Annotated in this window: 23 protein-coding genes; 12 read left to right on the top strand and 11 right to left on the bottom strand. The window is 69.7% G+C overall.

The genetic code is table 11. From position 1 onward, the window contains the following. Positions 1-33: 33 nt before the first annotated feature. The 8 genes from OO71_RS33480 to OO71_RS33445 form a co-directional block, all read right to left on the bottom strand. Complete coding sequence (locus OO71_RS33480; protein WP_033293987.1) at positions 34-1,614, bottom strand: Ig-like domain-containing protein; 1,581 nt, start codon at positions 1,612-1,614, stop codon at positions 34-36. Positions 1,615-1,628: 14 nt separating this feature from the next. After that, entirely contained in the window at positions 1,629-2,615 is a 987-nt protein-coding gene (locus OO71_RS33475; RefSeq protein WP_245633868.1) for a substrate-binding domain-containing protein, read from the bottom strand. Positions 2,616-2,765: 150 nt separating this feature from the next. Then, the gene (locus OO71_RS33470; protein ID WP_033293986.1) at positions 2,766-5,165 is read right to left on the bottom strand and encodes a type 2 periplasmic-binding domain-containing protein; all 2,400 of its coding nucleotides are present in this window, start codon (positions 5,163-5,165) and stop codon (positions 2,766-2,768) included. Then, complete coding sequence (locus OO71_RS33465; RefSeq protein ID WP_033293985.1) at positions 5,162-5,410, bottom strand: hypothetical protein; 249 nt, start codon at positions 5,408-5,410, stop codon at positions 5,162-5,164. Before OO71_RS33465 ends, OO71_RS33470 begins: the two co-directional genes overlap by 4 nt. After that, positions 5,407-6,996 (bottom strand): phosphate ABC transporter substrate-binding protein PstS, encoded by a 1,590-nt coding sequence (pstS, locus tag OO71_RS33460; protein WP_033293984.1) that lies wholly within the window; start codon positions 6,994-6,996, stop codon positions 5,407-5,409. The genes OO71_RS33465 and pstS overlap by 4 nt, the downstream gene beginning before the upstream one ends. Continuing rightward, on the bottom strand, positions 6,993-8,129 hold the full coding sequence (pstA, locus tag OO71_RS33455) for a phosphate ABC transporter permease PstA (protein ID WP_033293983.1): 1,137 nt from the start codon (positions 8,127-8,129) through the stop codon (positions 6,993-6,995). The genes pstS and pstA overlap by 4 nt, the downstream gene beginning before the upstream one ends. Beyond that, on the bottom strand, positions 8,126-9,130 hold the full coding sequence (gene pstC, locus OO71_RS33450) for a phosphate ABC transporter permease subunit PstC (protein WP_033293982.1): 1,005 nt from the start codon (positions 9,128-9,130) through the stop codon (positions 8,126-8,128). Before pstC ends, pstA begins: the two co-directional genes overlap by 4 nt. A gap of 69 nt (positions 9,131-9,199) precedes the next feature. Next, complete coding sequence (locus OO71_RS33445) at positions 9,200-9,583, bottom strand: hypothetical protein (RefSeq protein WP_051792542.1); 384 nt, start codon at positions 9,581-9,583, stop codon at positions 9,200-9,202. A 419-nt stretch (positions 9,584-10,002) separates the two neighbouring features. Here OO71_RS33445 and OO71_RS33440 point away from each other — a divergent pair, with 419 nt between their 5' ends. The 11 genes from OO71_RS33440 (at position 10,003) to OO71_RS33390 (ending at position 21,452) form a co-directional block, all read left to right on the top strand. Beyond that, on the top strand, positions 10,003-11,199 hold the full coding sequence (locus tag OO71_RS33440) for a 4-hydroxybenzoate 3-monooxygenase (RefSeq protein WP_033293981.1): 1,197 nt from the start codon (positions 10,003-10,005) through the stop codon (positions 11,197-11,199). Continuing rightward, positions 11,200-11,889 (top strand): HD domain-containing protein, encoded by a 690-nt coding sequence (locus tag OO71_RS33435; RefSeq protein ID WP_051792541.1) that lies wholly within the window; start codon positions 11,200-11,202, stop codon positions 11,887-11,889. A 61-nt stretch (positions 11,890-11,950) separates the two neighbouring features. Further along, positions 11,951-12,724, top strand: a complete 774-nt coding sequence (locus tag OO71_RS33430) for an IclR family transcriptional regulator (protein WP_033293980.1) — start codon at positions 11,951-11,953, stop codon at positions 12,722-12,724. A gap of 101 nt (positions 12,725-12,825) precedes the next feature. Next, positions 12,826-14,076: a cytochrome P450 gene (locus tag OO71_RS33425; RefSeq protein WP_033293979.1), complete on the top strand. Its 1,251-nt coding sequence runs from the start codon at positions 12,826-12,828 to the stop codon at positions 14,074-14,076. Between the two features lie 3 nt (positions 14,077-14,079). Continuing rightward, a complete protein-coding gene (locus OO71_RS33420) occupies positions 14,080-15,129 on the top strand; it encodes a PEP/pyruvate-binding domain-containing protein (RefSeq protein ID WP_033293978.1) in 1,050 nt (349 codons plus the stop codon). Between the two features lie 21 nt (positions 15,130-15,150). Next, positions 15,151-16,965, top strand: a complete 1,815-nt coding sequence (locus OO71_RS33415) for a PEP-utilizing enzyme (RefSeq protein ID WP_033293977.1) — start codon at positions 15,151-15,153, stop codon at positions 16,963-16,965. A gap of 6 nt (positions 16,966-16,971) precedes the next feature. Beyond that, positions 16,972-17,706, top strand: a complete 735-nt coding sequence (locus OO71_RS33410; RefSeq protein WP_033293976.1) for an SDR family NAD(P)-dependent oxidoreductase — start codon at positions 16,972-16,974, stop codon at positions 17,704-17,706. 15 nt (positions 17,707-17,721) lie between these two features. Next, complete coding sequence (locus tag OO71_RS33405; RefSeq protein WP_033293975.1) at positions 17,722-18,042, top strand: 2Fe-2S iron-sulfur cluster-binding protein; 321 nt, start codon at positions 17,722-17,724, stop codon at positions 18,040-18,042. A 7-nt stretch (positions 18,043-18,049) separates the two neighbouring features. Further along, entirely contained in the window at positions 18,050-19,309 is a 1,260-nt protein-coding gene (locus OO71_RS33400) for an NAD(P)/FAD-dependent oxidoreductase (RefSeq protein ID WP_033293974.1), read from the top strand. Positions 19,310-19,323: 14 nt separating this feature from the next. Continuing rightward, entirely contained in the window at positions 19,324-19,995 is a 672-nt protein-coding gene (locus tag OO71_RS33395) for an HD domain-containing protein (RefSeq protein ID WP_033293973.1), read from the top strand. Further along, positions 19,992-21,452 (top strand): aldehyde dehydrogenase family protein, encoded by a 1,461-nt coding sequence (locus tag OO71_RS33390; protein WP_033293972.1) that lies wholly within the window; start codon positions 19,992-19,994, stop codon positions 21,450-21,452. The genes OO71_RS33395 and OO71_RS33390 overlap by 4 nt, the downstream gene beginning before the upstream one ends. Here OO71_RS33390 and OO71_RS33385 read toward each other — a convergent pair. Further along, entirely contained in the window at positions 21,424-22,659 is a 1,236-nt protein-coding gene (locus OO71_RS33385; RefSeq protein WP_051792540.1) for an MFS transporter, read from the bottom strand. The genes OO71_RS33390 and OO71_RS33385 overlap by 29 nt on opposite strands. Before the next feature lie 122 nt (positions 22,660-22,781). On the opposite strand from OO71_RS33385, the gene OO71_RS33380 reads away from it, so the two are divergent. Then, complete coding sequence (locus tag OO71_RS33380) at positions 22,782-23,687, top strand: LysR substrate-binding domain-containing protein (protein WP_051792539.1); 906 nt, start codon at positions 22,782-22,784, stop codon at positions 23,685-23,687. A 5-nt stretch (positions 23,688-23,692) separates the two neighbouring features. On the opposite strand, the gene OO71_RS33375 is transcribed toward OO71_RS33380, so the two are convergent. Together OO71_RS33375 and OO71_RS33370 are read right to left on the bottom strand one after the other, a co-directional pair. Beyond that, a complete protein-coding gene (locus OO71_RS33375) occupies positions 23,693-23,959 on the bottom strand; it encodes a hypothetical protein (RefSeq protein ID WP_033293971.1) in 267 nt (88 codons plus the stop codon). Between the two features lie 76 nt (positions 23,960-24,035). Further along, a complete protein-coding gene (locus OO71_RS33370; RefSeq protein WP_033293970.1) occupies positions 24,036-25,295 on the bottom strand; it encodes an SLC13 family permease in 1,260 nt (419 codons plus the stop codon). Positions 25,296-25,301: the final 6 nt, after the last annotated feature.

The following is a 25,301-nucleotide window of genomic DNA, read 5'->3' as shown; positions in this document are numbered from 1 at the left end:
GGCGGGACGGCGCCCGCCGGGAACCCGGGTGGATCAGATGGCGGTGAGAGTCAGTACCGAGGTGTACGTGCCGGCCACGGCCGACGTCGGTACGTTCAGCGACAGCCCGGCGGTCAGGTGCGCCGTGCCGTTGCCGCCGTTCGCGGCGGCGGTGGCCAGGGTGCGCGACCCGGCGAGACCCACGCCCGCCGGAGCGGCCGTGCCGGGGGCGATCGCCGCGGCCGGGTTGACGGCCGGACCCGCGGTGATGTTCTGCGCGGCCAGCTTGTCCACGATCGACGGCGTCCAGCCGAGGTTGCCTGCGTTGATCGCGTGCGAGGCACCGTCGCCGAAGTCGGTCGCCTGGCCGGAGACGTTCCAGCCGGGGTTGCCCGCCCGGGTGTCGGTGACGGTGACCGGGTTGAGGTTGCCCGCGGTCTGCAGCATCGACGCGTCCGGCAGCATCACCGGCGACGGCAGCGTGACGTTGGAGTTCGCCACGCTGATGAGCAGCTCACCGGCGGTGACCGTGGTGGTGATGTTCTCCGAGGTGGCCACCCCGGCGAACGCGGTCACGGTCAGCGGGACGCCCGCCGACTCCGAAGCCAGGTACGCCGCGGAGTTGACCGGGACGAACTTCGCGGTGAAGGTGTGCGCCCCCACCGAGAGCGTCGCGGACGTGAAGGACGCCGTACCACCGGCCAGCGCGACCGGGTTGCCCAGGTTCGCCCCGCCGTCGGTGAACTGGATCGAACCGGCCGCCCCCGCGGGCGAGACCGACGCGTTCAGCGTCACCGAGGTGTACTGCGTGGCCGTGCCGCTCGGGGTCACCGAGAGCGCGGTCGTGGTCGGCGTCGCGACCGGAGCGTTGACCTGGTAGGTCACCGCGGACGAGGTCGATCCGGAGACATTCGGGGAGCCGCCGGTGAACACTGCGGTCAGCGAGTGGCTGCCCGCGGTGAGGGCACTCGTCGTGAGCGCCGCGGTGCCGTTGTTCACGGCGACCGGGTTACCCAGGTTCGCAGCGCCGTCCTTGAACTGCACGGTGCCGCCTGCCGACGCCGGGGTGACCGTCGCGGTCAGGGTGACCGGCGCACCCGCGGTGACCGGCGAGGCCGGGGAAACCGAGAGCGCGGTGGTCGTGGTGACCGGGGCGGCCGGGTCGGTGCTCTGGTAGTGGGTGGCGTCGGTGAAGTAGATCGCCTGGGTGAAGGTGCCCTTGACGTCGAGGGTGAACGAGTCGACACACTGGGCGACGAGGTCGTACCGGCCGGGCGTGATGGTGGTCGCGTGGTCGATGGCGATGTCCTTCATGGACAGGCCCATCGCGATCGGGAAGGCCGACGTGGTGGAGAAGTTGACGCTCGTGGTCGTGGTGACGATGAAGCCGCCGGACCACGCGCCGGACCCGAAGACGTACATGTTGTAGGCGTCGGAGGTGTCCGGGCAGCCCGCCGACGTCGTCGCGACGCCCGCGGTCGTGTCGAGGCCCGTTGCCGGGTTCAGGGTGACGGTGCCGAGGGTGCCCGGCGGGACGTCGGCCGAAGCCGTCGCCACCGACCCGAACATCGCCGCGAGGGCGGTGCCGACGACGGCCGCCCCGACGGCGAACCGGCGTACGAAGGATCTTTTCATGAGTGCAGTGCCTTTCAGGGCGTGACGATGCTGAGGTCGCCGCAGTTCGCGGCCTGGCCGAAGCCGTACTTCTTGATCAGGTCGGAGTTCTGGCAGATCGCCGAACCACCGCCGACGAAAACGGTGCTGTACGGCGCATTCGCCGTCTGTCCGGTCGGGATGACGTTGTAGACGTCGCGCTTGAACGACGAGCTGGTGTTCAGCGCGGTCGGCGAGATGCCGTTGAGCGTGGCGAGCACGGCCTTGCCCTGCACCGCCGGGATCACGCCGTTGACCTGCGCCTGGTAGGACGAGATGGAGTACGGCGCGACGTTGGCCGGGTCGATCAGGAACGTCCCGGTGTTCTCTTCGATCGGGGTGCTCGCGGAGTCGACGTCCTTCACGCACGAGAACGTCGTGGTGTAGTTCGCCGCGTCGGTGAGGCCCAGCTGGGACAGGAAGAACGACCGCGTGCCCGAGCCGAAGTGCGGCAGGAGCGGCTTGTACGTGGTGCCGACCCCGGGCGCGGTGCAGTTGAAGATGCTCTTCAGCTGCGCGGTGGACAGCTTCTTCGAGATCCCGCTGTCGGCGCGCACGGCGTAGGTGACCGCGTCGACGGCGAACGGGACGTAGGTGAGGTTCTTGCCCGCGTAGTTGGCCGAGTTGTTGGCCGACGACCGCGCGAACTGCACGCAGCCGGTGCCGCCGTCGAGCGAGGCGACGAGCGCGTTCACGCCGTTGCCCGAGCCCGCCGGCCGCGGGATGGTGCAGCCGGGGGTGGTCGCCGGGTCCTTGGTGGTGATGTTGGCGGACCCGGTCGCGTCGTAGGACCCGAGGGCCTTGACGCCGCCGACGGTGATGGTGTCGGCGAGGCCGTTCATGACGCCCTGGGTGGTGTCGGAGCCGACCCCGGCGAGCTGCCGGTAGGTCGGGGTGCCGGACGGGTCCGCCTGCGCGGCGCCGCCCAGCGCGACCAGCATGGCCGCCGCGGCGGCCGTGACGAGAGCGTGTCTTCTGCGCACTTCAGGTATCCTTTGCTCAGCAGGTGGGTCCGGGCTGGTGCCCGGACGGGCCGGTGCCTTTCTTCGTTCACCCGCGGCACCGGGCTTGCTGGGTTCACCCGGCGCGTCGGGCGGTGGAGTGGCAGCTCCCCGCGCGGCGGGCCGTGGACATCACCTCCCCACCCGTCGGGCGTGCCGGGTCAGCACCGGGCCGGCCACTGCCGCCACGGCACCCACCACGAGCAGGATGAGCAGCGCGTACCGCACGAACCCCACCGGCGTGGCCGGGGTCCGCCGGGTCTGCGCCACGGGCTGCGGGGCCGCCGAGGCAGGCGGCGGGGATTGCGGCGCCACAACGGCTTTCGCCGGGAGCGGGCCGGATTCGGGGGCGGCTTCGGGCGGGGCCGGTTCGCCCGTCCCGCCGGACGGCGCCTGCCCAGCGGGGCTTTCGTTGACCGGCAGGCTCGCGAGGTCTTCCCGGTCCGGTGGCAGCTGCTGGGCCGGGGGCGTGGTGGTTTTCCCCGCCTCGGCGGCAATCCGGTCCGCCGCCTTGGTCGTCTGCGCCCGCAACGCTTCCGGGAGCGGGACGTACCCCGCGGGCAGCTGCCCCGGCGCGATTCCCGGCTGCTGGCCCGCCCCCACCGCGTACTTCAGGAACACGGCGTAGTCGGCGCCGGCTTTGGTGTCCAAAGCAGACGGTGCGGTCGCCGCGTAGGCCAGGTTTGTGAGCGGGTACGCGTCTTTCGCCGTCGTCGTCGGTTCCAGGTGCAGGACCTCGCCGACCGGACCCGGTTTCGCGGCCGCGACCGCAGCGAGCATCGCGGAGTCCGACGGGGCGACGAAAGCACCCGAAGCGTTACGCAGTTTCGCTGTCGGCAGGCCATATCGCGCCGCGGTCGGAGTGTCGACGATCGCCAGCAGGCTGCGCTGACCCTGCGGCTGCCGGTCGACCGCTTTGAGCTGAGGTTTGCCGTCCGGCGTCGCGAATCCGGTGGGGGCCTTGCCGAGCGTGTCGCCGCGGCTGATCGCACGGCCCGCCTCGTGCATGTCCCCCGCGAGCGGACGCAGGTCGAGCGCGCAGCTGGTGAGCAGCCCGGTGCCGGTGCAGGTCAGGTCGGCCCGCGGGAAGTTCGACACCGGCAGCTTCAGGCCGCGGTAGCCGGGGTTGACCTTCATCCCGTGCGGATCCGGTACGCCGTTCAGGAAGTCCGTCGCGTCCTTGTCCGCGGCGATCCACTGCCACAGCGCCGTGGTCGCGTCCATGTCCACAGTGGGCACCAGAGCGTCCACAATGGACATCAAGCGCCCGGAGTCCTTGAACTCCGGGTTCAGCGCGACGAATTCCGGGTCCATGGTCAGGGAATCCGGGTTGCCCTTGAGGTAGTCCTGGCGCACCGGCAGCGACAGCACGTACGACTGGGTCAGCAGCTTCGCCACCAGCCGCGGGGTGAGCTGCAGGTCGGAGATCTGCTCCCCGTCGCGGCGCCAGACCTCCGGGGGTACCACGCCCTCCCCCGCCGACTGCCGCTCGGTGATGAACGCAATACTCAAGCCCGACAACGCAATCGGCGCGTACACCACCGGCCGGGTGGCCTGCTCCGGCGGTACCGGATCGCGCAGGAAGGCAAGCCCCGGGTTGTCCGAAACCACCGTCTGGCGGGCGACGCCGTCCGGAACCTGGGTGAAGCCGAACACCGTTCCCCCGCCGGCACACAGCTTCGGCTGCCAGCGCAGCACGGCGTCGGACAGGAATTCGTCACCCGAGGTCTGCCGCTCGGCCGCGCCGATCGGACACGCCGCGCCCACCGGCTGGAACTTCAGCGGGATGGCGATGTGGTGAGCCCAGTTCGACGCACTCAGCGGCGACGAATCGAGCTGCGGCCGGTTACCCCCGCCGACCGGCGACCCGTCGACCTCCGTCGCCCCCCGCGGGACGACGACCAGCCAGCACGACCGCGGGCTGCCGTTCACCACCGTGCCGCAGCCGAGCCCGTAGGACTCGAGCGCGGTCTGCACCTCGAAGTCGATCTCGCCACCGCCGTCGAGCCGGGTCTTCGCGAGCGGGACCTCATTCGTGGTGCCCGCGGTGAAGAAGTCGCCGGTCGTGGTCGTCGTGGCACCGGTGACGGAACGGAACGGCACGACGGCCTGCTTCCCGGCTTCCGGTTTCAGCGTTTCGAGCGGATCGACCAACGTGGACCCGTAACTGACCTGCCGCCGCCGCGCCCAGGCACCGGCCACCGGAGAACTCTGCGCGGCGAGGCCGCCGTACTGGCATTGCTCACGGGTCGGCCCGGCGGCAGCGTCGTCGCCCCAGCACTGCATGAGCTGCAGGTAGTTGGTGGAGAAGTTGCCGGACGGCCCGGTCGGCGCGCCCCCGGTCCAGCTGACGTGCACGGTCTGGTTGATCAGGTCGGTGGTCTGCCCGACGGTGACCTTCAACGCCGAGAACGGCCCGGACCCGGACACGGTGACCGCCGAGCCGGTGGCCTCCTGCGCGTGACTGGTGTCCGCGACGGCAAGCGAGGTCACCAGCATCATCGCCACCAGGACGACGCGGGCCAGCCTCATTTCTCCGCGCCTTCCTCGTTGCTCAACCTGCGCGCCAGAATCGGCGGCTCGATCACCAACCCCACGGCGAGCAGGGCGGGGGTGTCGTTGTCCCGCTGGTCGAGGGAAACCGGCACCGACGTCCCACCCGCGGCCAAGTTCTGACCGTTGACCGGCAACCCGGTATCCGGGTCGATCACCCCCGCTACTCCAGACGCCACGGCGGCAAACGAGGTCACCGCCATCGCCTCACCGGCCAGCCTCATTTCTCCCCGCCTTCCTCGCCGCTCAACCTGCGCGCCAGAATCGGCGGCCCGATCACCAACCCCAGCAACAACGCGACCGCCAGCGCAGTCAGCAACGCCGCAGTCGCGTTATCCCGCTGATCCAGCGAAACCGGCACCGACGTCCCACCCGCGGCAAGGTTCTGGCCGTTGATCGGCAACCCGGTATCCGGGTCGATCGCGCCGTTCGCGGGCCCGTTCGCTCCCGGGGCGCCGCTCGGCGTACCGCTGGTTCCGCCTGGTCCGGCCGGGGTTCCGTCGGGGTTGGTGCCGCCCGGGGTGCCGGGGCCTGCGCCCGGGCGGTTGCTCACCGGGGTCGGGGTGCGCGCGCCGCCGGTGCCCTCGGCGCATTGCGTCACGCCCGCTTTGTCGCACGGCGACGGTTGTGGCGCGTTCTTCGCGAGCAGGTTGGTGCCGTCCGGGGAAAACGTCGGGTTGTTGCATTTCGAGATGTCAGTCGGCTTTTTCGTCGACCCCGGGATTCGCGCGACCTGGTCGAGCCCGGCTTGCACGAGGTTCTTCGGCAGCGGCGAGTAGCCGAGCTGGTCGGCCTGTTGCTGACCCTCGCACAGGAAGTAGTACGCGAAGTCCGACAGCGTGCGCCCCTTGTCCGGGTTGAATGGGGACGTCGGCGTCGTCGGCAGGATCATGTAGCTGTAGCTGGACAGCGGATATGTCCGCGCGTCCGGGTTGGCGTAGACGCCGCCGAGTTCCTGCGTGAGGTCCGGTTTGATCGCCGCGGCCAGCAGGGCGACGGCCACGCTCGTCGCCTTCGGTTCGATGTAGTACCCGGCCTTGTTCAGTACCTTGGCGATCGGAAACCCGGCGTTGCGCGCATAGGAATACTCGACGTACGTGATCGAGCCTTCGCTTTGATCCTGGCGCACGTAGTTGGTGACGCCGAGCGAACCGGACTGCCCGACCACCGGCGGCACCAGCGGGTAGTTGGACGTGAACCCGCACGGCGTCGCGCGGCCCGCCCGGCGGCAGAAGGCGTCCCACGGTCCGGGGAACTGGCTGGCCAGGTACGTGGTGAGCTGGGCGCTGGTCCCGGAGCCGTCCGAGCGGACCACCGGGATGATCTTGCGGGCGGGCAGCGTGAGGCCCGGGTTGTCGGTCTTGATCGCCGGGTCCGCCCAGGTGGTGATCGCCCCGGTGAAGATCCCGGCGATGGTCGCGCCGGAGAGCCGAAGGTTCGTCACCCGGGTGCCGCCGATGTGCAGGTTGTACATGAACGACGTGCCACCGGCGACGATCGGCATGTACGCGAACCCGCGGTCGGCCGGCGCGTGGTCGGTGACCCCGGCGTCGGTCAGTCCATAAGGGATCTCGGACACCGCGAAGTCGACCTGACCGGCCTTGAACTGGTTCCGGCCGTCGGTGGAACCCGTTGCGGCGTAACTGATCCGCATGCCGTACTGGCCGACGTTCTTGCGCCATTGGTCCAGCGCGTTGGAACTCCACGTCGACCCGGCGCCGCTGATCGGCACGTACCCCTGTGCGAACGCGGTCGACTGGCCGAGTACCATCAGCACGATCGCCGCGGCGATCCACCGGAGTTTCCTCATGACTCCCCCCACATCCGGTCTTCGAACCGTTCGCGGTCGACCTCCGAGGCACGGACGCGGCGACGGCGGGCGCCCCGCGAAAGCTCCCCGGCCGGACGTCCGCCCGCGATCCGCGCGATCACGAACAACACCAGCACGAGCACCATCAGCACGGCCGCGGCCCCGAACCCGCGGGCCTTCATCGCCTCCTCCGGCGAGGTGACGAGCGAAAACGTGGCCAGCGGCAGGGAAATCTGCGGCCCGGCGAGCGGGTCGGCGTTGAGGTAGGCGGTGAACCCGGCGGTGATCAGCACCGGGGACGTCTCACCGATCCCGCGGGCAGTGCCGAGCAGGATCGCCGTGGTCAGGCCGGAGCGCGCGGTCGGCAGCACCACGTGCCACGCCGTCCGCAACCGGCTCGCGCCGAGTGCCAGCGACGCCTCCCGCAGCGAGCCCGGCACCAGCCGGATCACCACGTCGGCGGCCCGGATGACGATCGGCAGCATCATCACGCTGATCGCGCACCCCGCGGCGAGACCGGATTTTTCCAGTCCCAGCGCGACGATCAGCGCGGCGTACACGAACAGACCGGCCACAATGGACGGCAGCGCGGTCATCGCGTCGACGATCGTCCGCACCAGCCGGGAGAACGCGCCGCGGACCTCGTTGAGGTATACCGCGCAGGTCAGTCCTAACGGGACAGTGACGGCGAGCGCGATGGCGATCTGCTCCAGCGTGCCCACGACGGCGTGCAGGACGCCGCCTTGTGACAGCGGGTCGAGCGGTCCGGCGTTCGCCATGTCGGAGGTGAAGAAGTTCAAGTGGCTCAACGCATCGATCCCGCGGATCAGCGGGTACGCGACGATCGTCACCAGCGCCAGCAGGGCGAACGCAGCGAGGCTGTGCACCACCGCGGACACGAGCCGGTCGCGTACCGCCAGCGCGTTCTCGGTCAGGGAGACCAGCAACGCATACAGGCCGAGGAACGTGAGCCAGGCGAGGACGGCGAACCCGATCACCCCGCCGAACGGGGCCAGCTGGTCGAAAACGAGTGCGGTGAGCGCGACGGCCGACACGAGTGCGCCCAGCACGGTGACCCGGTCGAGGAGCCGGCCGGGTTTGGTGACCCGCCGACGCTCGGGAACGTCGCTCATGCTTCGCTGCCCTGTCCGGACCGGCTGCGCGCGATGATCGCGGACGCCCCGAAGTTGACCAGCAGGGTGAGCCCGAAAAGCGCGAGCCCGGCGGCCATCAGCGCGGACAGGCCGAACGGGCTGGCCGCCGCCCACTGCTGGGCGATCAGCGCGGACACCGAGTTGGCGCCGGTCTGCAGGATGTGCGGCTGGATGGTGAACACCGGCGCGATGATCATGTACACGGCAATTGTTTCACCGAGCGCCCGGCCGAGGCCGAGCATGGTGCCGCCGATCATCCCGCCCCGCCCGTAGGGCAGTACGACACTGCGGATCATGCCCCAGCGGGTCGCGCCGAGCGCGTACGCGCCTTCGCGTTCACCTTGCGGTGCTTGGGAAAATGACTCGCGCATCACCGAGCAGGCGATCGGCATTACCATCATGCCGACGATCACCCCGGCGAACAGGGTCGAGCTGGCGAACACGGTCTGGCTGCTCAGCGGGTCGTTCGCGTCGTAACCGTCCACTTTGAACAGCGGGAACCAGCCGAGGTGCACCGAAAGCCAGCGGGGCACGTCGAGGGCGTTCCACTGCAGGAAAACGGCGCCGAAGAGGCCGTACACCACACTCGGGACGGCGGCCATCAGGTCGACCAGACTGATCAGCACCCGCTTCAGCCGCGCCGGGGCGTACTCGGAAATGTAGAGCGCCACCCCGGACGCCAGCGGAAAAGCCACGCACAGTGCGGTTCCGGCGATCAGCAAGGTGCCTGCCAGTACCGCGGCGATGCCGAAGTTGCCCGAATCCGGCTGCCACGCCTGGGTGAAAAGGAAGGAGAATCCGGCCACGTCCAGCGCCTGGCTGCCATTCTTCACCAGGAACCCGCCGACCGTGACCATGATCGCGAGCACGATCAGGCCCGCCGAGAGGAGGACGCCGCGGAACACGCGGTCGGCCCCGCCGGGGGCCCCGGTTCTTCGCCGCACCTCGGTCGGCAGCGGCTCGGTCAGCACGCTCGTCATCGCATTCCCCTGTCTGGTCCGGAAGCAGCCTTGCCGGGGGAACTGGACTTTCCCGGGCGCACGCGTGAACTACGGACGAACACGCACCGCGGAACCGGCGGAACTGTGTTCGGCGAGTTCCCGGAAGGAGTTCCCGGAATAGACCGCGTGCAGCCGGCGCAGATAACTGCGCGCCGACACCCCCACCGCGGTACCCCCGATCCGCACCTGCCACCGCCATTTCCCGCCGGTGTCGCGCACCGTGACCACCTCGGCCACCGCGAGCCCGGCCCGCAGCACCCGGACCGCATCGGCGCAGGAAGCGGCGTCCGGAAACGAATTCACCGATTGCGCCAGACTGCGGTTGTTGGCGGAAAGAAACCGCCATACGATGTTTCCCGCCGCCCCGGAATATCCCCGGCCCCGCAGTTGCTCCGGGGAAATGTGCACCATTTCGAACCGAGCCTCGGCCATTCTCGTCCCTTTTCCGCACGGGTCCCCCGGTGAAGCGCGCACCAGGTTCGGTCATCGCGGTATCCGGCAGCGGAACAGGAGACTTCGCCGCGGGACTGAAGACGTTCACGAGAGATGAAGCACGCAGGTAGGCAAATATCGGACAAAGAGTCCGGCAGAATGGAAAACTCGACGGCGGGGAGATGGGGGGTGGAGGGGTGTGGGGCGGCGAACGGGTGGGTGAAGGAATGCGCGGCGGCGAACGGGCGGGTGGCGCGCGGCAATGGCAACCGGGGGTACACAGCCGGGCGAAATGACGCGCAACCGAGACTGCCCGAGCCGTCCGCCGAGACTGCCGTGCCCGGAGCGCCGCCACCCGGCTTTCGCTGGATGGAAGCCGCAGCTGGCCCCAACCCGGCCGGGCCCCGGACAATGGGGCCATGACCACCACGCGCATCGAGAGCCGGACCCAGGTCGCCGTCGTCGGGGCCGGGCCTGCCGGGCTGATGCTGTCGCATCTGCTCGCGCGGGCCGGGATCGGCTCGGTGGCGGTCGATCTGCGCAGCAGGCGCGAGATCGAGGAGACCCACCGGGCCGGGATTCTCGAGCAGGGGTCGGTCGATCTGCTGGTCGAGACCGGGGTGTCGGACCGGGTGCACCGCGACGGGTACCGGCACGACGGGATCGAGCTCGCCTTCGGCGGGGCCGGGCACCGGATCGACTTCCGTGGCCTGGCCGGGGCCTCGACGCAGCTGTACCCGCAGACCGACGTCTTCATCGACCTCGCCGACGCCCGCGCCCGCGACGGCGGCGACGTCCGGTTCGGCGTGACCGACGTGGCGGTCGGCGAGCTCAGGTCCGACAAACCGGTGCTGCGGTTCACCGACGACGGCGGCACGGGGCACGAGATCCGCGCGGACTTCGTCGTCGGCGCTGACGGGTCACGCAGCCTGTGCCGTAACGAGGTCCCGGAAACCGAGCGTACGCAATACTTCCGCGAGTACCCCTTCGCGTGGTTCGGCATTCTCACCGAGGCCCCGCCCAGCGCGCCCGAGCTGATCTACAACCACTCCCCCCGCGGGTTCGCGCTCATCAGCCAGCGCACCGAAACCCTGCAGCGGATGTACTTCCAATGCGATCCGGCCACCGACCCCGCGGACTGGTCCGACGACCGGATCTGGGACGAGCTGCAGTCCCGCGTCGGCGCGAACGGGTACCGGCTCGCCGAGGGGCCGATCGTGTCCCGGTCGGTGCTGCCGTTCCGCAGTTTCGTGCAGGAACCCATGCACCACGGACGCCTGGTGCTGGCCGGCGACGCCGCGCACACCGTGCCGCCGACCGGCGCAAAGGGCCTCAACCTCGCCCTCGCCGACGTCCGCGTGCTCGCCGAGGAACTGGAACGCGCCATCGCCGCCGGGGACACCGCACCGCTGTCGACCTACAGCGAACGCGCGCTGAGCCGCGTCTGGAAAGCCCAGCACTTCTCGTACTGGATGACGACCATGCTGCACACCCTCCCCGACGCCACCCCGTTCGACGTGCGGCGCCAAGAAGGCGAGCTGGCCTCGGTCACCGGTTCGACGGCCGGGTCGACCTTCCTCGCCGAGGCCTACACCGGCTGGCCCGGAGCCCGCTGAATGGCCACCGACAGCACGCTGCCGCGCCAGGACCCGGTCCGCAACCAGCTCGGTCAGGACGTCACCGCGCACCTTCCACCCCCAGGTGCGCCCGCGTTCCGCCCCGAGGACGACGCGGTCTGGCAGCGTGCTGTCGGGTACCTGGACGTCCGCGGCAACGACGTGCACACCGCGTACTCCTACGGCCTCGCCGCAGCGCTCTGTGACCTGCACGAGGACGCCGATCGGGACGTCGTGCTGCCCGCGATCCTCCTGCACGACACGGGCTGGTCACGAGTGCCACCCGAGGAGGTCCTGGAAGCGATCCGGCCCGGCGGAGGGCGCCCTGACCTGGTCCTTCGTCACGAGAAGGAGGGCGCCGCGATCGCCGCCCGGATCCTCGGCGACCTCGGCCACGACCCCGGCCGGATCGCCGAGATCACCGGGATCATCGACGGCCACGACTCCCGCCGGGAGGCGCTGTCGCTCAACGACGCCCTGGTCAAGGACGCCGACAAGCTCTGGCGGCTCACCCCGCACGGCGTCGACACGGTGATGGGCTGGTTCGGGCTCACCCGCACGCAAGCGCATGCGCTGATCGGCAGCCGGGTCCACGACCATCTCTGCACCGCCGCGGCCCGCACGCTGGCTCGTGGTTTCGCCGCCATCGCGACCATCGACACCGCACCGCAGCGGGTCGCGCTCGGCTGATCCGATTCGCCCCGCACCCTGCCACGCGCGACGATGTCCCCGAGATACCCGAGGAGCGGCGATGCGTGGTGACGGGCGGACCGTGACCTCGAAGGTGCTCGCCCTGCTGGGTGCCTTCGAAGGCGGTTCCCACGCGCTCTCCCTCAGCGACCTCGCCGCGCGCGCCGACCTGCCGCTGCCGACCGCGCACCGCCTCGTCGGCGAACTCACCGAATGGGGTGCGCTGGAACGCGACGAGCAAGGCCGGTACACCGTCGGGCTGCGGTTGTGGGAGGTCGCGCAGAACGCCGGCCGGCACCTCCGCGACACCGCGCGACCGTATCTGCAGGACCTCTTCTCCCTCACCCGCGAGACCGCGCACATCGCCATCCGCGACGGCCACGAAGCCCTGTACATCGACCGCGTCTACGGCTCGACCCGAGTGCCGCGCGCGTCCCGGGTCGGTGGACGGCTGCCGCTGCACGCGACTGCCGTCGGCAAGGTTCTCCTTGCGTACGAAGAGGATTGGGTGCGCGAGGCGTATCTGGCGCACCGGCTCGAAGCGGCGACCCGGCACACCCACATCAACCCCGGACGGCTGGCCGCCGAACTGCGCAAGGTGCGCGACGAGGGGTACGCGACCACGCAGGAGGAAGTGCGGGACGGCGCGTGCTCGATCGCGGTGCCGGTGCGCCTGAAACCGCATCCGGCGGCCATCGGGCTGGTGATGCTGGCGACGCAGAGCACCACCATGACGCGGCATCTGCCGACCCTGCGCGGGGTCGCGGCCCGCATCGAAGCGGCCGACGCGCGTCCGCAGCCGAGCTTGGTACGCGTGCCCCGCCGCAGGTCCTGACGATCCCGCTTTCGTCTGACGGAAGTCCCGAGTAGACGGTGCGGCCCGGCCGAAGTCACGATGGGGCAGTCGTCACCAGAGGACAGAGGACAGGAGGCGGGATGACGTCGACGAGGACGCCCGGCACCGGATGCCCGGTCCACCACGGGTACGAGCCGTTCGCCCAGGACGACCCGTTCCCGGCGTACGCCGCCCTGCGGGCCGGGGAGCCGGTGATGTACGACGAGCGGATCGGCTGCTGGGTGGTGAGCCGGTACGACGACGTCAAGGCCGTGTTCGAGGACTGGCACACGTTTTCCTCGGAGAACGCGCAGGCCCCGGTGCGCGAACGCGGGCCGCAGGCGAAGCAGATCATGGCCGACGGCGGGTTCACCGCGTACTCCGGGCTTTCCGCTCGCGTGCCGCCCGAGCACACGCGCATTCGCAAGGTCGCAGCCAAGGCGTTCACGCCGCGCCGGTTCAAGGTGCTCGAACCCGAGATCCGCGCCAACGTCGTCCGGCTGCTCGAAACCATGCTGGCCCGCCCGGAACACTACGGTGACCTGGTCCGCGATCTCGCCTACGACGTCCCGACCATCACCATCCTCACCCTCATCGGGGCCGATATCGGCCAGGTCGGCACGTTCAAGCGCTGGTCGGATTCGCGGTCGGCGATGACGTGGGGCGACCTATCCGACGACGAGCAGGTGCCACACGCCCGCAACCTGGTCGAATACTGGGCAGAATGCCGCCGATTGGTCGCCGAAGCACACGAAACCGAGCGAGACAGCCTGGTCGGCGACATGGTCCGGATGCAGGCCGCGGGCGATCCGATCAGCGACCACGAAATCGCTTCGGTGTGTTACTCGCTGCTGTTCGCCGGGCACGAAACGACCACCACGCTGATTTCGAATGCCTTGCGGGTACTGCTGTCGTATCCGGAGCAATGGCAGCAGGTGGTCGAGGACCCGAAACGCATTCCCGCCGCGGTGGACGAGGTGCTGCGATTCAGCCCGTCCATTGTGGGCTGGCGCCGCCGGGCCTTGCGCGACGTCGAAATCGGTGGTGTCGCAATTCCGTCCGGGGCGGACATTCTGCTGCTGATGGGGTCGGCCAACCGCGACGAATCCCGTTTTGCCGACGGGGAATCGTTCGACCTCGCCCGGCCCAACGCCCGCGAGCACCTGGCCTTCGGCTTCGGCATCCACTACTGCCTCGGCAACATGCTCGCCAAGCTGCAGGCGCGGATCGCCGTCGAGGAGGTCGCCCGGCTCGCACCCGGCGTCCGGCTCGCCGCCGACGCCGAAATCCACTTCGGGGACAACCTGTCCTTCCGCGCCCCGGCCGCGGTCCCGGTCACCTGGGAGGCCTGAGCCATGCCCGAAATCGTGTTTTTCGACAGCGATTGCGAACCCGCACTCGCGCTCCTCGGCGGTAAATGCGCGTCGCTCGTTTCGATGACCTCCGCCGGAATGCCGGTGCCACCCGGATTCGCCGTCACCACGGAAGCCTTCGACCATTTCGTCGCGGACACCGGATTGCGCACGGAAATCGACGGCAAGCTCGCCGAACTCGATCCGGACGACGTCGCGTGCGTCGACCGGGTGTCCGCGGAAATCCGTGCCGCCATCGAATCCCGTGAAGTCCCGGAAGCCATGCAGGGCATGCTGCACCGTGCCTACGACGAGCTCATGGCCCGTTTCCCCGGCGAAGTCCCGGTCGCGGTCCGCTCGTCGGCCACCGCGGAGGACCTTCCCGACGCGAGTTTCGCCGGGCAGCAGGACACCTATCTCGGGCTCACCGGGTACCCCGCGGTGCGCGTGCACGTCCGCCGTTGCTGGGCGTCGCTGTATACCAGCCGCGCGATCATTTACCGGCTGCGCAACGGAATTCCGGAGCACGACCTGTCGATGGCCGTGGCCGTGCAGAAGATGGTCAACGCGCGGGTCGCCGGGGTTGCGATGACCCTCGACCCGGCCAACGGCGACCGGTCCAAGATCGTCGTGGACGCGTCGTGGGGCGTCGGTGAGCTGGTGGTGTCCGGGCAGGTCACACCGGACAACATCCTGCTGGACAAGGTCATGCTCACGCCGGTCCGCGAGCACATCGGCGACAAGCACGCCGAACTCGTCCCCGGCCCGGACGGCACGCTCATGGAGCATCCCGTCGAGCCCGCCCGCCGCGCGGTTCGCTGTCTCACCGACGCGGAGCTGACCGCCGTCGCCACCCTCGCCAAACGCGCCGAGAAGCATTACGGCTGCCCGCAAGACATCGAGTGGGCCCTCGACGCCGACCTCCCCGGCGGCGAGAACCTGCTGCTCCTGCAATCCCGTCCGGAAACCGTGCATTCCGCCCGCGCGACCGCGCCCGCTCCGGCCGCGAGTACCCCCGGATTCTCGTTCCCCTCATCCTTGCTCGGCCGCTGAGCCCGATCCGAAGGAATCCCGATGACCCAGACGATGAAGTCGTTCCCCAAACCGTCCGAAATCGACGTTCCGGCCGGTGCCGAGGGATGGGAAGAGCTGTACCCGTACCACCTCGCCTTCGACAACGCCCCGGGCGCCGACGACAAATTCTGGTTCTGCGACAGCCAGCACTGGCCGACCGTGTTCAAGCCGTTCGAAACGATCGGCGGCGAGTTCGCGGTGAAATGCCTTGGCCAGTACAACACGCGGCACCTGCTGATCCCGCCGGCCAACGGGATCGAGTTCAAGATTCATCTGGGCTACCTCTACATGAGCCCGGTAGCGGTGCCGGAAAACGAGATCGCCGCCCGGGTACCGGAATTCGAGCGCCGCGCCGGACATTACTTCCAGAACTGGGACAGCCTGCTCGAAGCATGGCATTCCAAGGTCCGCGCCACCATCGACGAAATGGAGCAGCTGGAGTTCCACCCGCTGCCCGACGCCGTGCCGTTCGACGACATCGTGTCCGGCAAGGCCATGGACGGTTCCCAGGTGCTGATGGAGAACTACGACCGGCTCATCGCCCTGCTGTATCGCAACTGGCAGTACCACTTCGAATTCCTCAACCTCGGCTACCTCGCGTACCTGGATTTCTTCGGGTTCTGCAAGGAAGCCTTCCCCGGAATCCCCGACCAGGCCATCGCGAAAATGGTGCAGGGCGTGGACATGGAGCTGTTCCGTCCGGACGACGAGCTGAAGAAACTCGCCGTCAAAGCGGTGGAAATGAAGATCCAGAAGGCCTTCGAGCACCCCGAGGATGTCGCAGGCACGCTGCAGGCAGTACGTGAAGCAGGCGGGGAGGAATGGCTTGCCGCATACGTTGCCGCGCAGGACCCCTGGTTCAACTTCACGGTCGGCAACGGTTTCTACGGCCACGACAAGTACTGGAAGGAACACCAGGAAATCCCGCTGGGCTACCTGAAGGACTATATCCGGCGCGTCGACGAGGGTCAGGACATCATGCGCCCGGTCGAGGAATTGACCGCCGAAAAGGACCGGATCATCGGGGAATACCGCGATCTGCTGGCCGACGACGTCCGCGCGCAGTTCGACGCCAAGCGCGGGCTGGCCGCCACGGCATACCCGTACGTCGAGAACCACAATTTCTACATCGAGCACTGGACGATGGGCGTCTTCTGGCGCAAGATCCGTGAGCTCGCCCGCGTGTTCGTGGACACCGGGTTCTGGGCCGACCCGGCCGATCTGCTGTACCTCAACCGGAACGAGGTCCGCGACGCGATCTTCGACCTGGTGACCGGGTGGGCGGTCGGCGCGGAACCGGCCGGTCCGCACTACTGGCCCGCCGAGATCGAACGGCGCCGCGGCATCATCGACGCGCTCGCGACCCGCCGTCCGCAGCCCGCGCTCAACACGCCACCGGCCCAGATCACCGAGCCGTTCACGATGATGCTGTACGGCATCACCACCGAGCAGGTGCAGCAATGGCTGGCGGGCGACGAGGGCAGCGACGACGGCGCCATCACCGGGATGGCCGCGTCGCCGGGCGCGGTCGAGGGCGTCGCGCGGGTGATCACGTCCGCCGATCAGCTCGGCGAGGTGCAGGAAGGCGAGATCCTGGTCGCCACGATCACCGCGCCGTCGTGGGGCCCGATTTTCGGGAAGATCAAGGCGACCGTCACCGACATCGGCGGCATGATGAGCCACGCGGCCATCGTCTGCCGCGAGTACGGCCTGCCCGCGGTCACCGGCACCGGGTCGGCGTCCACGACCATCCGAACCGGACAGCGGATCAGGGTCGACGGCAACACCGGCCGCGTCACGATCCTGGCGAGCTGACCTGCCATGTCCCCCTCTCGAACCGTTCTCGTCACCGGTGCGGCAGGCGGCCTGGGCCGGGCCTTCGCGCTCGGCTTCGCGGACCGCGGGTACCGGGTCGCCGTCGCCGACCTCGATGCCGGCGGTGCCAAGGAAACCGCGCAGCTCATCAAGGACGCCTGGTTCGGCCATGTCGACGTCACCGATCCGTCGTCGACCGAGGAGCTCGCCGCTCAGGTCGCCGAGTTCGGCGGCGGCACGATCGACGTCCTGGTCAACAACGCCGCGGTCTACGGCGCCGTCACCCGCTCGCCGCTCGAAGACATCGACCCGGCCGAATGGGACCTCGTGATGGCGGTGAACCTCAAGGGTCCGTGGCTGATGACCCGCGCGGTGAGCCCGTACCTGCCCGAGGGCGGCCGGGTGATCAACCTCTCGTCGGCCACGGTGTACAGCGGTTCGGAGAATTGGGCGCATTACGTCGCGTCCAAGGGCGGCGTGATCGCGCTGACCCGCGTGATGGCGAAGGAACTCGGCCGCCGCTCGATCACCGTCAACGCGATCGCCCCCGGATTCACGCTCACCGAGGCCAGCAAAGGACTTCTCGACAACGCCGAGACCTACGGCGTCGACCGCGGAGCGCTGCGCCGGGCGAGCGAACCCGAGGACATCGTGGGCGCCGCGCTGTATCTCGCCGGTCCGGACAGCGGGTTCGTGACCGGGCAGACCCTGGTCGTCGACGGCGGCCGCCAGTTCATCTGACCCAGGAGGACCCTCATGCCCGAGGTCACCTACACCGACCACAATGGACAGTCCCGCACCGTGGCGGCCACCGTCGGCGATTCGGTCATGGAAACCGCCGTGCGCAACGGGGTACCGGGAATCGTCGCCGAATGCGGCGGGTCGCTGTCGTGTGCCACCTGCCATGTGTACGTCGACGAGTCCGATCTCGCCGCGCTCGATCCGATGGCCGAGATGGAGGACGAAATGCTCTGGGGCACCGCCGAGGACCGGCAGGACAACTCCCGGCTGTCCTGCCAGCTCAAGATCACCGACGGCGGTACCCTGCACGTGACCACGCCGGCGAGCCAGGTGTGAGGCGGACATGACCGGCGGACTGCTGATCATCGGTTCCTCGCAAGCCGGGGTCTCGCTCGCGACGTCGTTGCGCGCGCTCGGCCACGACGGGCCGATCACCCTGCTCGGCGACGAGAACCACCGGCCGTACCAGCGCCCGGCGCTGTCGAAGGAATGGCTGCAGGGCGAAATCACCAACGAGTCGCTGATGTTCCGCACCGGCGAGTACTGGGCCGAGCACCGGATCGACGTGGTGAAGAACGAACGGATCATCCGGATTGCCAAGCAGGACAACGGCTCTGGCACGGCACACGCGATGTCCGGACGGGAGTTCCCCTTCGACCGGCTCGCCCTCGCGGTCGGCGCGCGGCCTCGGCGGCTGCTCGTCGACGGCGTCGACCTGCCCGGAGTCCTCTACCTCCGCAACGCCGACGACGCGCTCGAACTCAAGGCCCGCGTCCCTGATGTCCACGACGTCGTCGTGATCGGCGGCGGGTTCATCGGCATCGAGGCGGCGGCGTCGCTGACCAAGATGGGCCGGTCGGTCACGCTGCTCGAAGCGGCGCCGCGGCTGGTGGCGCGGGCGGTCGGCGAGGAAACGTCGGCGTACCTGCTCGACCACCACCGCGCGACCGGGATCGACATCGTGCTCGACGCCGTGGTCCGCCGGATCGTGCCGCGCGGCGACCGGGTCGGCGGGGTCGAACTCGCCGACGGCCGGGTGCTGCCCGCTGATCTCGTGCTGGTCGGCGTCGGCGTGCTGCCCAACACCGAACTCGCCGAATCGATCGGGCTGGAGTGCGACAATGGCGTGCGCGTCGACGAGTCCGCGCTGGCCTCGGACGGCGTCACGGTGGCGGTCGGCGACTGTGCAAACCTGCCCAACCCGGTGCCGGGCGCGCCGCCGGGCGACCGGGTGCGGTTCGAGAGTGTCAACAACGCCATCGAGCAGGCGAAAGTGGCCGCGTACGCGCTCACCGGACGGCGTGAGGAGTACGCGGGTATCCCGTGGTTCTGGTCCAACCAAGGCTCGCTGAAACTGCAGATCGCCGGGCTGTCGCACGGTTACGACCGCACGCTCGTCCGGTCCGATCCCGCGCGCGGGAAGTACTCGGTCCTGTACTACCGGGGCGCGGACATCCTGGCCGCCGACTGCGTGAACCACCCGCTGGACTTCATGGCCGTCCGCGCTGCACTGGCCAAACGGCAGCACCTGCCGTACGACGCCGCCGCCGATCCGGCGCGGCCGCTCAAATCCGTCGCCGCCGACCTGGCCGGCACCGGCTGAGAAGGGGAACCACCGTGCCCACCGTGCTGCCCGCGTCGCGCCCGATCCCCGGGACCGGCCCGATCGACTCCTCCCCGATCTCGCTCACCCCGGCCCCCGGCGACGACCTCGACCCGATCTGGAAGGCCGTCGTCCCGGAAACCCGCGCCCGCGGCAACGACATCCACCTGCCGATCTCGCTGGCCTACGCCGAACGGCTCTGCGACTGCTTCCCCGAGGCCGACCGCCTGCTGGTGCGCGTGGCAATCCAGCTGCACGACACCGGCTGGGGCCGCGTCGACGAGGACCGCATCCTGTCCGAGGGCTTCGCCGGGGACTGGCGCAAGGCCGCGATCCGGTTCGAACACGAGCGGCAAGGCTGCGTGATCGCCCGGGAAGTGCTGCCGCCGCTGGGATACGCCGACGATTTCGTAGCGGAAGTCTGCGCGATCATCGACGGTCACGACACCCGTCAGGAAGCCCGTTCACTGGAAGACGCCCTGGTCCGCGACGCCGACCGGCTGTGGCGCTTCGACCACGCCGGGATCGCACTGGCAGCAGGCTGGTTCCGCATGGACCCGGCGACCTACACCGACCGCTTGGCCGCCGAGATCATCCCGGAATTGCTGACTGCCCCGGCAATCACGATGGCGACGGCAGCTTTGGACCGGTCGCGTGATCTGCTGAAGACGGCGGTACTCCGGTGAGTGACACCCTCCCGCCCCGGCCGGAGCCGCGCTGGACGCACGTCGACGACTGTTTCCTCGACGGTCGCTGGACCCGATCCTCCGCGACCAAACGGCTGTCACTGGTCGACCCCGCCACCGGCCGCGAATGGGGTTCCGTGCCGGACTGCTCGGCGGAAGACGTCGACGCCGCCTTGACCGTCGCCGACCGGGCCTTCCGCACCGGCCCGTGGCCCGAAACCACCCCTGCCGAACGCGCCGCACTCCTGCACCGGATCGCCGACGAGATCGACGCTCGGGCTGCCGAAATGGCCGTCACGAACACCCTGGAAAACGGCACCCCGATCAGCGAGACACGCGGCGCCGCGGCCAACGCCGCCGGAATCCTGCGGCACGTCGCCGGGCTGGCGTCGTGGCTGTCGGACGACGACGTCCGGCCGTTTCCCGCCGGGGGCGCGGAATCCGTCGTGCGCAAGGACCCGGTCGGGCCCTGCGTGCTCATCGCGCCGTGGAATTTCCCGATCAACCTGATGGTCGTCAAGCTGGCCCCGGCGTTGCTGGCCGGGTGCACGGTGGTGCTGAAACCGGCGCCCGGGACGTCGTTGTCGATCCGGTTCGTCGTCGAGGCCTGCGTGGCCGCCGGAGTCCCCGCTGGGGTGGTCAATCTCGTGACCGGTGGCGGGGAAACCGGCGACCGGCTCGTCCGCCACCCGCTGACCGCCAAGGTCGCCTTCACCGGCTCGACCCCGGTCGGGCGCCGGATCGCGGCCGCGTGCGGCGAACGGCTGCGGCCGGTGACGCTGGAGCTGGGCGGCAAGTCCTCGGCGATCGTGCTCGAAGACGCCGACCTGGACCGGATGGCGTCCGTCCTCCTCCGGACCTGCCTGCGCAATACCGGCCAAACCTGTTACCTCGCCACGAGAATCCTCGCTCCGGAGAGCCGGTACGACGAGGTGGTCGACCTGGTCACGCGCACCGTCGCGGCCGCTCCGCAGGGCGATCCCTTCGACGAGCGCACCGTCTTCGGGCCGATGGCGTCACGCGCTCAGTACGACATCGTGTGCGAGTACCTTGCTTCCGCGCACGGCGCCCGCGCGACGACAGGTGGGCGGCCCGGTCCCGGATTGTTCATCGAGCCGACCGTTTTCGCCGACGTCACCCCGGACATGCGGATCGCCCGCGAGGAAATCTTCGGGCCGGTGGTGTGCATACTGCGCTACTCCGACGTCGAGGAGGCAATTGCGCTGGCCAACGACACCTCCTTCGGGCTGGGTGGCGTCGTGTTCTCGGCCGACCCGGCAGCAGCGCACGCGGTGGCATTGCGAATGGATACCGGCTCCGTCGGGGTGAACTTCTTTGCCTCCAACCACAACGCCCCCTTCGGCGGCCGCCACGACTCGGGGCTGGGGGTGGAGTACGGGATCGAAGGGCTGGCGCAATACGCGACGTTCAAATCGATCCACCGCCGGACCGCCTGAGCGCGAAGGCAAGCACGACAAGCACAACCGCCGGGACCACCCCGGCCGCGAGCAGGCCGATCCGGGGACCGAGATGCTCATCGAGGGCGCCCAGCAACGGTCCTCCGGCTGCCCCGCCGCCCATCACGACCAGGAGGTACGCGCCCATCACCCGGCCGCGCAGCACGGGTCCGGCGGCGAGCTGCACCGTGGCGTTGGCAGCGGTGTACATCTGTTGCGTGGCAATGCCGATGGCAACGAGAACCGCAAGAAAACCCCACTGCACCGGAACCGCGGCGGCCACCGCATAAGCGCCGGACAGTGCGAAGCCGATGCGGATGAGCCCGCGTAACGTCGTGCGGGTGCGGCCCGCGGCGAGGAGCGCGCCGATCACCGAGCCGATCGCGGCGGCGGACGTGAGCATCGCGTACCCACCGGGTCCACTGTGGATGATGCGGGCGTGGGCGGCAAGGGTCACCGGCAGGTTGAGCGCGAACAGGCTGAACACCCCGGCCACGGCCATCGGCAGCCACACCACCGGCCGGACGGCCAGGTCGCGCAGCACGCCCCGGACCGGCTCGACCGCCCGCCGCTGCGAAGGAGCGGCATCGATCCGGGCGAGGGCGATGAGCGGCGCAAGGTACGACACCGCATTGGCGGCGAAGGCCCAGCCCGGGCCGACGGCGGTGATCAGCACCCCGGACAACGCCGGTCCGACGAACCCGCCGAGCTGGAACGTCGACGAGTTGAGGCTGACCGCGCTGTGCACGTCGTCCTGGTCCACGAGCTCGGTGACGAACGCGAGCCGCACCGGCCAGTCGATCGCGGCCACCGTGCCGAGCCCGGCGGCCACCAGCTGGACGTGCCACGCGGTGACCTGGTGGGTGAGCGTCAGCGTGGCCAGCAGCACCGCGAACCCCGCCGCCGCGACCTGGGTGACCTGCAGGACCCGGCGTTTCGGGAAGCGGTCGGCCACCCAGCCGCCGGCCAGCCCGAACGCGACGGTGGGCGCCCACTGCATGGCCGTGGTGACGCCGACCGCGGCGGCGCTGCCGCTGAGGCTGAGCACGAGCCAGTCCTGGGCGATGCGCTGGACCCAGAGGCCGGTGGTGGCCACCGACTGGCCGAGCAGGAAAAGCCGGAAATTGCGGGAGCGCAGCACGGAAAACCGGCTGCGCCGTGGGGTCGGGGGGACGGTCTGGGGGTGACTGCCGGCCGCGATGGCCACGACGAAACGCCTCCTCGGGAGAGATCTGCGGTTCCATCGTGCGATGCCCGGCACCGATCGAGAAAGAGAATTCAACCGATAATTCTCATTGCGAAGTGCAATGGGTGGGTTAGCATGGGGCGGTGGTTTTCGCGCCGGAGCAGGTCCGCACCTTCCTCGCGGTGGCCCAGTCGCTCAGCTTCACGCAGGCCGCCGCCGCGCTCGGGCTGCGCCAGCCCACGGTGAGCCACCACATCCGCAAGCTGGAGGAAGCCGTCGGGCGGCCACTGCTGGTACGGGACACCCGCAGCGTGCGCCTGACGGTCGACGGCGAAGCGATGCTCGGGTTCGCCCGCTCGATCCTGGCCGCGCACGCCCAGGCGGCCGACTACTTCGCCGGCACCGGCATGCGCGGGCGGCTGCGCTTCGGCGTCACGGACGATCTCGCGCTCACCCGGGTCCCGCGCATCCTGCGGGACTTCCGGCACCTGAACCCGGGGATCACGCTGGACCTCACGGTGTCGCAGCTGAGCGTGCAGCTGGAACGGCGGGTGGAATCCGGCCACGTGGACGTCGCGCTGCTCAAAACGGCCGCCCGCGAAGGCCGGGGCCGCCTGGTCCGCCGCGACCGCCTGGTGTGGGCGACGGCCGAAAACAGCGGCCTGCACTGGGACGAGCACCATCCGGTACCGCTGATCGTCTACCAGGCCCCGAGCCCGAGCCGGGCGCTGGCGGTGCAGGCGCTGGAGGAAGCCGGGATCAAGTACCGCGTGGCGTGCACGGCCCGCGGGCACAACGCGGTGCTGGCCGCGGCCCGCGCCGGTCTGGGCGTGTCGATCTTCATCCGCAGCCTGCTGCCGGGCGACCTGTCCGAGCTCCCGCCCAGCGCCGGGCTCCCGGCGCTGGGCGAGCTGGACCTGGTACTGATCACCAACCCGCGGGCGCCGGCGGAACCGGTGGAGGCGCTCACCACGGCAATCCTGGCGCACGCCAACCCGAACCGGCCGATCCACGGGGCGAATCCGGCCGGTCCGGCGTTACCCGGTTAGCGCGCTCAGTACCCCGGGGCGGTGGCGGGCAGCTTGGCCAGGATCACGATGATCCCGATGACGGTCAGCACCGCCCAGACCAGCACCACACTGGCCACGATCAGCGCGTGCCGCCGGATGGCCACCAGCTGCGCGAGAATCTCCACCTGGAGCCGGTTCGCGTAGTCGGCGGGCCCATCGGACTCCGCCGCGGCCTTCACCCGCAGGGCGACGGCTTCGCCGCTTTTGTCGGCGCTGGAATGGTAGTGCGGGCGGGGAGGGAGGTCGGCCACGATGACGTCCTTCGGGATACGGGGGCAGTTCCCGGTCGATCTTGGCACGGTCCCCGCCCGCGCGAAAGCCATGCCGCTAAAGCAAAACCAGCGGCACCCACAGCAGCAGCGGCGCCAGCAACGCCGTCGCGAGGCCGAAGACCAGCAGGCGCCGGAACAGCGACCCGCGTTCCTCCGGTTTCGCTTCCGCCATGATCAGGACCCCGGCCAGGGACAGCGGGCTCGCGTCGACGATCACCGTCGACAGCGTGATCGTGGTGAGGGAACCCAGGAACGGCACCGCTCCCCCGGCCAGGAGCGGCGCGGCCAGCGGCAGCACGGAACCCATCACCGCCGACGACGACGCCAGCGCGGACGTGATCGCGGCGATGTAGGCCAGCGCCAGCACCCCGAGCGCCGGGCTGCCGAGGTTCGCCAGCCCGCGGCTGAGCGCGTCCATCACGCCGATCTCGTCCAGCACGTGGATGTACGTGAGCACCCCGGCGAGCAGCAGGATCACCGGCCACGCGATCTCCTGCACCGGCCGTTTGTCCCGGCGCGCGAAGAGCACGTTGAGCACCGCGCCGATGGACAGCGCCGTCAGGCCCGGGTCCAGGTTGAACCCGGCGAGACCCACCACCAGCAGGACCAGCCCGGCCAAGGTGGTTTTCTGGTAGGCCGTGGCTTTCACCGCGATGGCCACGGTTCCCCCGGACGGCGCGTTTCCGGCGTCGACGAGTTTCGGCTGCCGCAGCAGGCGGAGGCCGCCGAACACCAGGTACACCACGGCGGCCACCAGCGCACTCACCACCAGGTGGATCAGCCACAACATCCCCGGGCTGGTGGCGACCCCGTGCCCGGAAAGCACGCCGTTCGCGATCGTCCCGTACACGCTGATCGGCGAAAACGCGCTGGTCGACGCGCCTTGGATGGTGACCACGCCCATCATGAACGGGCTGATGCCATACCGGTATGCGGCACTGATCGCCAATGGCAGCGTGATCGCCAGCGCCGCGGTGGGCAGCGCACCGATGTTCGCCACCACGACCGCGATCAGGAAGAAGATCCACGGAATCAGCGCGCGCCGTCCGCGGGTCAGTTTCAGCAGGGCGCCGAGAATCCAGTCCAGCGTGCCGTTGGTGCGCGCGATGCCGAACAGGAACGTGATGCCCGCGATGAGCAGGATCATCTGTGCCGGCACCCCGGCCACGATCTCCTTCACCGGCAGTCCGGCGAAACTGCCGACCGCGAACGCCGCCGGCAGCGCCAGTACCCCGATGTTGAGGTCGTCCCACACCGTCGCCAGCACGAAAACCGCGACGAGGACGACCACTGAGACGACGACGATGGTTCCCATGGCAGG

It is taken from the genome of Amycolatopsis jejuensis (assembly GCF_000717335.1).
GTDB lineage: Bacteria > Actinomycetota > Actinomycetes > Mycobacteriales > Pseudonocardiaceae > Amycolatopsis > Amycolatopsis jejuensis.
The sequence above is the reverse complement of the archived record's forward strand: the minus strand, read 5'-3'. Positions and strand labels throughout refer to the sequence as shown.